Source organism: Mycobacterium sp. (genome assembly GCF_035640695.1).
In the GTDB taxonomy this organism is placed as follows: Bacteria; Actinomycetota; Actinomycetes; order Mycobacteriales; family Mycobacteriaceae; genus Mycobacterium.
In genome coordinates this window covers 25,674-35,874 of sequence record NZ_DASQVQ010000126.1, presented here as the reverse complement: position 1 = coordinate 35,874, position 10,201 = coordinate 25,674, and the positions used below count along the sequence as shown (strand labels likewise).

Sequence of the window (10,201 nt, the reverse complement as noted above, 5' to 3'; positions counted from 1 at the left end):
TGGGAGCTGCCCGGCGGCAAGGTGGCCCCGGGTGAGAGCGACGCCGAGGCGCTGGCCCGCGAACTCGCCGAGGAACTCGGGATCGACGTCGAGGTGGGCCCGCGGTTTGGTCAGGACGTCGCGCTGAGCGAAACAACAACGCTGCGTGCCTATCTCGTCAGGCAGACCGGTGGCACCGTGCACGCTCACGACCATCGGGCGTTGCGCTGGGTCAACGCATCCGAGCTCGACGGCCTCGACTGGGTGCCGGCCGACCGGGCGTGGCTGCCTGATCTGACGCGCGCGCTTGGGCACGAGTGATCGGTCGACGTGAAATGCTGTCGCTCCGGCTGTCAGAATCGCGAGCGTGGACTTCCGGAATGTCGCGATCGTCGCGCACGTCGACCACGGCAAGACCACGCTGGTCGACGCGATGCTGCGGCAATCCGGCGCACTGCACGAACGCGGCGAAACGCTGGAACGGGTGCTCGACACCGGTGATCTGGAACGCGAAAAGGGCATCACGATCCTGGCCAAGAACACCGCTGTGCATCGTCATCACCCCGACGGCAGCGTGACCGTCATCAACGTCATCGACACGCCCGGGCACGCCGACTTCGGCGGAGAGGTCGAGCGCGGGCTTTCAATGGTCGACGGCGTACTGCTGCTCGTCGACGCGTCCGAGGGTCCGCTGCCGCAGACGAGGTTCGTGCTGCGCAAGGCGCTGGCCGCGCATCTACCGGTGATCCTCGTCGTCAACAAGACCGATCGGCCCGACGCGCGCATCGCCGAGGTGGTCGAGGCCAGCCATGACCTGCTGCTCGACGTGGCGACCGATCTCGACGACGAAGCGGCCGCGGCCGCCGAACGCGCACTGGGCATTCCGACGCTGTACGCCTCGGGGCGCGCGGGCGTGGCCAGCACGCTTCAGCCCGCCGACGGACAGACTCCACACGGCACCAATCTCGATCCGCTGTTCGACGTGCTGCTCGAGCACGTGCCGCCGCCGAGCGGTGATCCCGACGCGCCGCTGCAGGCATTGGTGACAAACCTCGACGCGTCGGCATTTCTGGGACGGCTTGCGCTGGTGCGGATCTATAACGGCAGGCTGCGCAAGGGCCAGACGGTCGCGTGGCTGCGTGAGGTCGACGGCGAGCCCGTGGTCACGTCGGCGCGCATCACCGAGCTGCTGGCCACTGTCGGCGTGGAACGCAACCCGACCGAAGAGGCCATTGCGGGCGACATCGCCGCGGTCGCCGGGCTGCCGGAGATCATGATCGGTGACACGCTCGCCGACCCCGAGCAACCGGTTGCGTTGCCGCGGATCACCGTCGACGAGCCGGCGATCTCGGTGACGATCGGCACCAACACCTCGCCGCTGGCCGGCCGCGTGCCCGGCCACAAGTTGACAGCGAGGCTGGTGCGGGCACGACTGGACACCGAGCTGGTCGGCAACGTGTCGATTCGCGTCCTCGACATCGGCAGGCCCGACGCGTGGGAGGTGCAGGGCCGCGGCGAGCTGGCGCTGGCCGTGCTCGTCGAGCAGATGCGGCGCGAGGGCTTCGAGTTGACGGTCGGCAAGCCGCAGGTAGTGACCAAGACCATCGACGGCAACTTGCACGAGCCGTTCGAGGCGTTGACGATCGACTGCCCGGAGGAGTTCGTGGGCACGGTTACGCAGCTGATGGCCGCGCGGAAGGGCAGGATGACCGAGATGGCCAATCACGCCGCGGGCTGGGTACGGATGGATTTCGTGGTGCCGAGCCGGGGCTTAATCGGTTGGCGAACAGAGTTTCTCACCGACACACGCGGCACCGGCATAGCGAATGCGGTATTCGACGGCTATCGGCCGTGGGCTGGCGAGATCCGGTCGCGGCACACCGGGTCGCTGGTGTCCGACCGGGCGGGGGCCGTGACGGCCTACGCGCTGATTCAGTTGGCTGACCGTGGCACGTTCTTCGTCCAGCCGGGTGACGACACGTACGAGGGCATGGTGGTCGGCGTCAACCCGCGCGCCGAGGACCTCGACGTGAACGTGACCCGCGAGAAGAAGCTGACGAACATCCGCTCGTCGACCGCCGACGTGATGGAGACACTGGCCAAGCCGCTCGAGCTGGACCTGGAGCAGGCGATGGAGTTCTGTGCGAGCGATGAATGTGTGGAAGTGACGCCGCAGATCGTCCGGGTCCGCAAGGCGGAGTTGGATGCCACCGCCAGAGCCCGGACCCGCGCGCGGGCCAAGGCGTCAACACGGTGAGGCGGCGGACCGAGCGGTGGTCGATACCCTGAACGGCATGCTTTCAACGGCGCGCGGGGCGAGCACCGCTCTTTGCGTGCTGCTCGTGATGCTGTCGGGTTGCACGGTCAGCCCGCCACCGGCGCCACAGAGCACCGATACGTCGCAGACGTCGACACCGCCGCCGCCGCGGGCCACCCAGGTCATCATGGCGATCGACTCGATCGGGGCGGGGTTTAACCCGCACCTGCTGTCGGATCAATCGGCGGTGAACGCGGCGATCAGCTCGCTAGTACTGCCGAGCGCGTTCCGGCCGGTGACGGATCCGGCGGCGCCGACCGGCTCGCGCTGGGAAATGGACCCGACCTTGTTGGTTTCGGCGGAGGTCACTAACCAGGAACCATTCACCGTCACATACAAGATCAGGCCGGAGGCGCAGTGGACCGACAACGCGCCGATCGCGGCCGACGACTTCTGGTACCTATGGCGGCAGATGGTCAGCCAACCGGGCGTCGTGGACCCGGCGGGCTACGACCTGATCACCGGGGTGCAGTCGATCGACGGCGGCAAGGTCGCGGTGGTGACGTTCTCCCAGCCATATCCGGCGTGGCGGGAGCTGTTCACCGACATCTTGCCGGCGCACATCGTCAAGGATGTGCCGGGCGGTTTCGCCGCCGGGCTGGCACGGGCGATGCCGGTGACGGGCGGTCAGTTCCGGGTGGAAAGTATCGATCCGCAGCGCGACGAGATCTTGTTGGCGCGCAATGACCGGTACTGGTCGGCGCCGGCGCAGCCGGATCAGATCTTGTTCCGTCGGGCGGGATCGCCCGCGGCGCTTGCCGATTCGATTCGCAATGGGGACACGCAGGTTGCCCAGGTACATGGTGGTCAGGCGGCGTTCGCGCAACTTTCTGCGATTCCGGACGTGCGCACCGCGAGGATCGTGACGCCGCGGATCATGCAGATCACGCTGCGGGCCCAGGAGCAGAAGCTAGCCGATGTGCGGGTGCGCAAGGCGATATTCGGACTGTTGGATGTCGACTTGCTGGCCGCAGTGGGTGCGGGCAGCGACAACACGGTGACGTTGGCGCAGGCGCAGATTCGGTCGCCGTCGGATCCCGGGTACACGCCGACGGCACCGCCGGCGATGTCGCGGAATGCGGCGCTGACGCTGTTGGGTCAGGCCGGATACCAGATTGAAAGTGAGTCGTCGCCGACGCCGCAGTCGGAGGCGACGCGGGGCCGGGTCAGCAAGGACGGCGCGGCGCTGTCGTTGGTGCTCGGGGTGGCTACCAACGATCCGACGGCGGTGGCGGTCGCGAACACCGCCGCGGATCAGCTTCGCAGCGTGGGCATTTCGGCCTCGGTGCTGGCGTTGGATCCACCGGTGCTGGTCGGGGATGCGCTGGTAAACAACAGAGTAGACGCGGTCGTGGGTTGGCGCCGCGCGGGTGGTGACTTGGCGACTGCGCTGGCGTCGCGGTACGGCTGCCCGGCGCTGGAGAGCACGCCGGTTGCGACGAGCCCGACGCCGACGCCGATGTCATCGGGCACGTCGTCGCCGCCACCGAGTGCGCCCAAGCCGAGTCCGGGGACGACGACGGCGACTAGTGCGCCGCCGGCCCCGGCGGGTGCGCTCGTGCAGGTACCGAGCAATATCACCGGCATTTGCGACCGCAGCATTCAGCCGCGAATTGACGCCGCGCTCGACGGCCATGTGGACATCTCGGATGCGATAAGTGCAGTGGAGCCGCGGCTGTGGGACATGGCGACGGTATTGCCGATCCTGCAGGACACGACGATCGTCGCGGCCGGGCCGAGCGTGCAGAACGTCAGTCTGTCCGGTGCTGTGCCGGTCGGCATCGTCGGCAATGCGGGCAAGTGGGTGAAAACACCGCAGTGAAGCCTCGCCTGCTGTTCGTGCACGCCCATCCCGACGACGAAACGCTCACCACCGGCGGCACCATCGCCCATTACGCCGCCCAAGGCGCCGAGGTACGGGTCGTCACCTGCACGCTCGGCGAGGAGGGCGAGGTCATCGGCGAGCGCTACGCCCTCCTGGCCGTGGACCACGCCGACCAGCTCGGCGGCTACCGCATCAACGAATTGACCAAATGCCTCAACGCGCTCGGCATCCCCGGACCGCACTTCCTCGGCGGCGCCGGCCGCTGGCGCGACTCCGGCATGCCCGGCACTTCGCCTCGACGCCACACCCGATTCATCGACGCCGGAGACGCCGCCATTCAAGAGCTCGTCGTGATCATCGACGACCTGCAACCGCATGTCGTTGTCACCTATGACCCGCACGGCGGGTACGGCCACCCCGACCACATCCATAACCACGTCGTAACCACCGCCGCCGTCGCCGCCAGCGACTGGAACGTGCCGAAGGTCTACTGGACTGTCCTCTCGACCAGCGCGACTTACGCCGGCATCGATGCGCTCACCGACATTCCACAGGGCTGGATCAGGCCGAACCGCGGCGACGTCACCTTCGGTTACGCCGACAACGCCATCGACGCGGTCATCGACGTGAAAGACCACATCGGCGCCAAGACCGCCGCTCTCCTTGCACACGAAACCCAGGTCACCGTCGCACCCGACCGCCGATCATGCGCGTTGTCCAACAACATTGCGCTACCAATCCTGGCCGAAGAGCACTACATCCTTGCGGGCGGCACCCCGGGCCCACGCGACAACCGTGGCTGGGAGACGGACCTTTTGGCCGGGCTGAACCTCGGTTAACAGCAGATCCACGCGGTACGCTTTTCCCCACATCGCTGTCGTACGGAAAGGGACTGCCGTGAACCCGAACCCCGACCCCGATTTGCCTCCCCAACTCGAGTACTGGCAATGGCATGCCGATAGCTTCCAGTGGGTGATTGGATCGTTGGTGGCAGCTCTCGACAGCATTCCGACCTGACTCGTCCGACTAAACATCACAGTGTCCTGCGCACCGTTGTCCTGAGCCTGCTGGCTCTCGACGGCGTTCTTTCGGCGATCTTCGGCGCGCTGCTCTTGCCCAGTCGAATCGGCAGTGTCCCCTTTCCCATCAGCGCCCTGATCAGCGGCGTGGTCAACGGCGCCCTGGTCTGGGCCGGTCTGCAGTGGACATCGGATGCGCGGCTTGGGGCGATCGCTCTGTGGACCTGGCTAGCCACCCTGGGCGGGCTCGCGCTCGGTGGCCCGGGGGGCGACGTTGTCTTCGGCGGATCCGGGTTCGACGAGTACGCGCTGCTTGTGCTGTTGGGGGTCGGCGCACTTCCCCCGGGCTGGGTACTGTGGCGCCGAACACGCAGCAAAGCGACTGACTGACCGCTCACATTTCCGTTCGCTAGACGAACAAATCAACCGCTGCCCGTGTTTCAAGGCTAGGACGGCGCCAACCGCGCTGGTTATCGAAGTATGGCTTGGGAGGAGCGGTGCTCAGGCACGTATGGGAGCCGCAAACCAGATGGCTCGAAACGCTGAAGTCGGTACCTGCTGGATTGGATCCCGATGGCTATTTCCGACGACGCGCCGGCCGCCGAAATCCGTTTACCGTTACCTTTCCCGGTCTGGGACGCGTGCACTTCGTCGGCACTGTCGACGGCGCGCGTGACATTCTGAGCACACCTAGGGGCAAGTTGGTCGCGCCGACGCCAAACCCGATTGAGCCGATGGTTGGGGCCGATTCGGTGATCCTCACTTCCGGCGAACAACACCGCCGACAACGTCGACTCCTGTTGCCGGCATTCCAGAGCAGCCGAATGCGCGAACGCGCCGACGGAATCGCCCGCGCCGTGACCGACGAGACGAACACCTGGCGAATTGGTGACACCGTAGCGCTTCATGCTGCGGCGCAATCGATTACGTTGCGAATCATCATCCGAGCAGTGCTCGGCGTCGAAGCAGGGACGCGGTCCGACGGGTACACACGCGTGGTCAAGTCCGTGATGAACGCCAACACCGCTCCGCTGATGCTGTTGCCGTGGCTGCGCAAGGACTTCGCCGGCCGCGGACCATGGGCTCGGCTGGTGCGATTGCGGACGCAGTTCGACGATCTGCTCTTGGCGGACGTCGAGGGCGAAAGACGTTGTCCCGTCGAAGGACACGGCGATGTGCTGAGCGCGTTGCTGCCGGAAACGGACCAGGACGGCGGACGGCTTGACGACGGCGAGCTGCTTCAACAGCTCCGCACCTTGGTCGTTGCCGGTCACGACACCACCGCCGCCGCGCTCACCTGGGCGCTCTACCACATCCACCGCGAAGGTGAGGTGCGAGCGCGAGTCGCCGCAGAGCTGGCGACCGTGACGAGGCCGCACCAGATGACGCAGCTGCCGTATCTGTCCGCCGTCGTCTCCGAGACGCTGCGCATGCACCCGGCAGTGCCGATCGTGCTGCGCAAGCTCGCCTGGCCGGTGACCGTCGACGGGGTGCAACGGGTTGCCGGCGACATTGTTGGAATCGCGGTGCCGGCAATCCATTTCGATCCGGCAATCTGGAAGGATCCACACCGATTCCGTCCCGAGCGCTTCCTCGGGAAAGCCCCGACGCCGTTCGAGTACATGCCGTTCGGCGGCGGGTACCGGCGTTGCCTTGGTGCCGCGTTCGCCACCTACGAGTTGGCAATCGCGATCGGCACCATCATGAACGCCGTCACGTTGCAGATGCAGCCGCGCGAGTGGCGCCGGCAGCCGCCCCGGTCGGTGCCACGTGGCATCGCGTCGGTGCCGAGCCGCGACGTCAAGCTCGAGGTGACCGCGCCGGGCCTACGACGCCGGCTTGAAGTTGCGTGAGCCGCTGCTCGGAGGGGTGCCGCGAGGTGGTGCTCAAGGCGTCGCTCGCGAGGTCTAATGTGACACTCATGCCGAGCGCGGTGGTTTCACATAGTGAGACGGCCCGGATGATCCACGAATCGACCGGAGTTAAACCGGAGTGTCACTGAACTCGGGCGACATCAGTACGGCTCTGCCCACACCGGCTGTTCCATCGAAGCCCAATGCGTCCGCGTTGAGACGGGTGTTGCGGCGCGCGCGCGACGGGGTGGCGCTCAACGTCGACGAGGCCGCGATCGCGATGAGCGCGCGCGGCGCGGATCTGGCCGACCTCTGCACCAGCGCCGCCCGGGTCCGAGACGCCGGGCTCGAGTCGTCTGGTCGCCGAGGGCCATCCGGTCGACTGCCCATCAGCTACTCGCGCAAGGTCTTCATTCCGGTCACGCATCTTTGCCGCGACCAGTGCCACTACTGCACTTTCGTCAGCGTGCCCGGCAAACTGCGCGCCCAGGGCATGGGCATGTATATGGAGCCCGACGAGATTCTCGACGTGGCGCGCCGCGGCGCGGAGCTGGGCTGCAAGGAGGCGCTGTTCACACTCGGTGACCGCCCGGAGACCCGCTGGCCCGCGGCCCGGCAGTGGCTCGACGAACGCGGCTACGACTCGACGCTCGACTATGTCCGGGCGATGGCAATCCGGGTGCTCGAGGAGACCGGACTGCTGCCGCACCTGAACCCCGGCGTCATGTCGTGGTCGGAGCTCTCGCGGCTAAAGCCGGTGGCGCCGTCGATGGGCATGATGCTCGAAACCACGTCTCGTCGGCTGTTCGAAACCAAGGGCATGGCCCACTACGGCAGCCCCGACAAGGATCCGGTGGTGCGGCTGCGCACGCTGACCGACGCCGGTCGGCTGTCCATCCCCTTCACCACCGGTCTGCTGGTCGGCATCGGCGAAAACCTGACCGAGCGGGCGGAGACACTGCATGCGATCCGCAAGGTGCACAAGGAGTTCGGGCACGTGCAGGAAGTCATCGTGCAGAACTTCCGTGCCAAGGAACACACCGCGATGCGTGCCACACCCGACGCCGACATCGACGATTTCATTGCAGCAGTTGCCGTTTCACGACTGGTACTCGGGCCCAAGATGCGCATCCAGGCGCCACCGAATTTGGTGTCTCGCCAGGAATGCCTGGCATTGATCCGCGCGGGTGTCGACGACTGGGGTGGGGTCTCGCCGTTGACTCCCGACCACGTCAACCCCGAGCGGCCGTGGCCGGCGCTCGACGAGCTGGCTGCCGTCACGGCTGAGGGCGGCTACGACCTGGTACAGCGATTGACCGCGCAGCCGCCGTACGTGTTGGCCGGCGCGGCGTGGATCGACCCTCGGGTGCAAGGGCACGTCGCTGCGTTGGCGGATCCCGCGACTGGGCTGGCGCGCGACGTGAATCCCGTTGGGCGGCGGTGGCAGGAACCCGACGAGGCGTGGGAATCGACGGGTCGTGTCGACCTGAACGCCGCGATCGATACCGAGGGCCGGCTCACCGAAACGCGCAGCGATCTGGGTAGCGCGTTCGGCGACTGGGAATCCATCCGGGAGAAGGTTCATGAGTTAGCCGTTCGCGCGCCCGAGCACGTCGGCTCCGACGTCTTGGCGGCACTACGCGCCGCCGAGCGTGATCCCGCCGGGTGCAGCGACGACCAGTATCTGGCACTGGCGACCGCCGACGGTCCGGCGCTGGATGCCGTCGCCGCCTTTGCGGATTCGTTGCGCAAGGATGTCGTCGGCGACGACGTCACGTTCGTGGTGAACCGCAACATCAACTTCACCAACATCTGCTACACCGGCTGCCGGTTCTGTGCGTTCGCCCAGCGCAAGGGGGACGCCGACGCCTATACGCTTTCGACCGACGAGGTCGCCGACCGCGCGTGGGAGGCCTACGTCGACGGCGCCACCGAAGTATGCATGCAGGGCGGCATCGACCCGGAGCTGCCCGTCACGGGATATGCCGACCTGGTGCGGGCGGTCAAGGACCGGGTGCCGAGCATGCACGTGCACGCTTTCTCTCCGATGGAGGTAGTCAACGGCGCGGCGAAAAGCGGTCAGAGCATTCGGGATTGGTTGATCGCGCTGCGCGACGCCGGGCTGGATACCATCCCCGGCACGGCCGCGGAGATCCTCGACGACGAGGTGCGCTGGGTGTTGACCAAGGGCAAGCTGCCCACCTCGGCGTGGATCGAGGTCGTCACCACCGCGCATGAGGTCGGATTGCGGTCAAGCTCGACGATGATGTACGGCCACGTCGATCAGCCGAAACACTGGGTTGGCCATCTGCGCATCCTGCGCAACATTCAAGATCGAACAGGCGGATTCACAGAGTTCGTGCCGCTGCCGTTCGTGCATCAGAACTCGCCGCTGTACCTTGCCGGCGGAGCCCGGCCCGGACCGTCGCATCGAGACAACCGCGCCGTGCACGCGCTGGGACGAATCATGTTGCACGGGAGGATCTCCAACATCCAGACCAGTTGGGTCAAGCTCGGCGTCAAGGGCACTCAGGCGATGCTCAACGGCGGGGCCAACGACCTCGGCGGCACGCTGATGGAGGAGACGATCTCGCGGATGGCCGGCTCGGAGTACGGCTCGGCCAAGACCGTCGCCGAGCTCGCCGAGATCGCCACAGGAATCGGACGCCCGGCTCGCCAGCGCACCACGACCTACCTACCGTTAGCCGCCTAGCCCATCGCTGTTCTGCGGAGGAACCGCCGGGATCGTAACGACCCTGAGCCGGGTGGGCCCATTTAGCAAAGGGGTATGTGCAACGTCTAGTATCAGGTACAACGACTTTTCAGTGCCCACACCGACAAGGGCCCCACTGAATGGAGATCGAGGAGCACATTCGTGACGTACACGATTGCCGAACCTTGCGTCGACATCAAAGACAAGGCATGCATCGAGGAATGCCCGGTCGACTGCATCTACGAGGGCGCCCGCATGCTCTACATCCACCCCGACGAGTGCGTGGATTGCGGCGCGTGCGAGCCGGTGTGCCCGGTCGAGGCCATCTACTACGAAGACGACGTGCCGGATCAGTGGAGTCAGTACACGCAGATCAACGCCGACTTCTTCGATGAGCTCGGCTCGCCTGGCGGCGCATCGAAGGTCGGCATGACGGAAAACGATCCGCCGGTGGTCAAGGCATTGCCGCCGCAGGGCGAGAGCGCCTGAGCTGAC

8 protein-coding genes are annotated in these 10,201 nt (G+C 66.4%); all 8 read left to right on the top strand.

The window, feature by feature from the left end:
• A partial coding sequence (locus VE759_RS14630; protein ID WP_324933644.1) for an NUDIX domain-containing protein occupies positions 1-300 on the top strand: 300 nt, incomplete at its 5' end.
• Between the two features lie 46 nt (positions 301-346).
• The gene (gene typA / locus VE759_RS14625; RefSeq protein WP_324933643.1) at positions 347-2,236 is read left to right on the top strand and encodes a translational GTPase TypA; all 1,890 of its coding nucleotides are present in this window, start codon (positions 347-349) and stop codon (positions 2,234-2,236) included.
• A gap of 37 nt (positions 2,237-2,273) precedes the next feature.
• A complete protein-coding gene (locus tag VE759_RS14620) occupies positions 2,274-4,118 on the top strand; it encodes an ABC transporter substrate-binding protein (RefSeq protein ID WP_324933641.1) in 1,845 nt (614 codons plus the stop codon).
• Positions 4,115-4,960 carry an N-acetyl-1-D-myo-inositol-2-amino-2-deoxy-alpha-D-glucopyranoside deacetylase gene (gene mshB / locus VE759_RS14615; protein WP_324933639.1) on the top strand — a complete coding sequence of 282 codons (846 nt, stop codon included), beginning with the start codon at positions 4,115-4,117 and terminating at the stop codon, positions 4,958-4,960. Before VE759_RS14620 ends, mshB begins: the two co-directional genes overlap by 4 nt.
• Before the next feature lie 129 nt (positions 4,961-5,089).
• A complete protein-coding gene (locus VE759_RS14610; RefSeq protein WP_414687916.1) occupies positions 5,090-5,530 on the top strand; it encodes a hypothetical protein in 441 nt (146 codons plus the stop codon).
• A 107-nt stretch (positions 5,531-5,637) separates the two neighbouring features.
• Positions 5,638-6,993, top strand: a complete 1,356-nt coding sequence (locus VE759_RS14605) for a cytochrome P450 (RefSeq protein ID WP_324933637.1) — start codon at positions 5,638-5,640, stop codon at positions 6,991-6,993.
• 139 nt (positions 6,994-7,132) lie between these two features.
• Entirely contained in the window at positions 7,133-9,706 is a 2,574-nt protein-coding gene (locus tag VE759_RS14600; RefSeq protein ID WP_324933636.1) for a bifunctional FO biosynthesis protein CofGH, read from the top strand.
• A gap of 162 nt (positions 9,707-9,868) precedes the next feature.
• Complete coding sequence (gene fdxA, locus VE759_RS14595; protein ID WP_324933634.1) at positions 9,869-10,195, top strand: ferredoxin; 327 nt, start codon at positions 9,869-9,871, stop codon at positions 10,193-10,195.
• Positions 10,196-10,201: the final 6 nt, after the last annotated feature.

Coding starts and splice junctions, on each gene's coding strand:
- VE759_RS14620 (WP_324933641.1), top strand. CDS start 2,274: ATGCTTTCAACGGCGCGCGGGGCGAGCACCGCTCTTTGCGTGCTGCTC.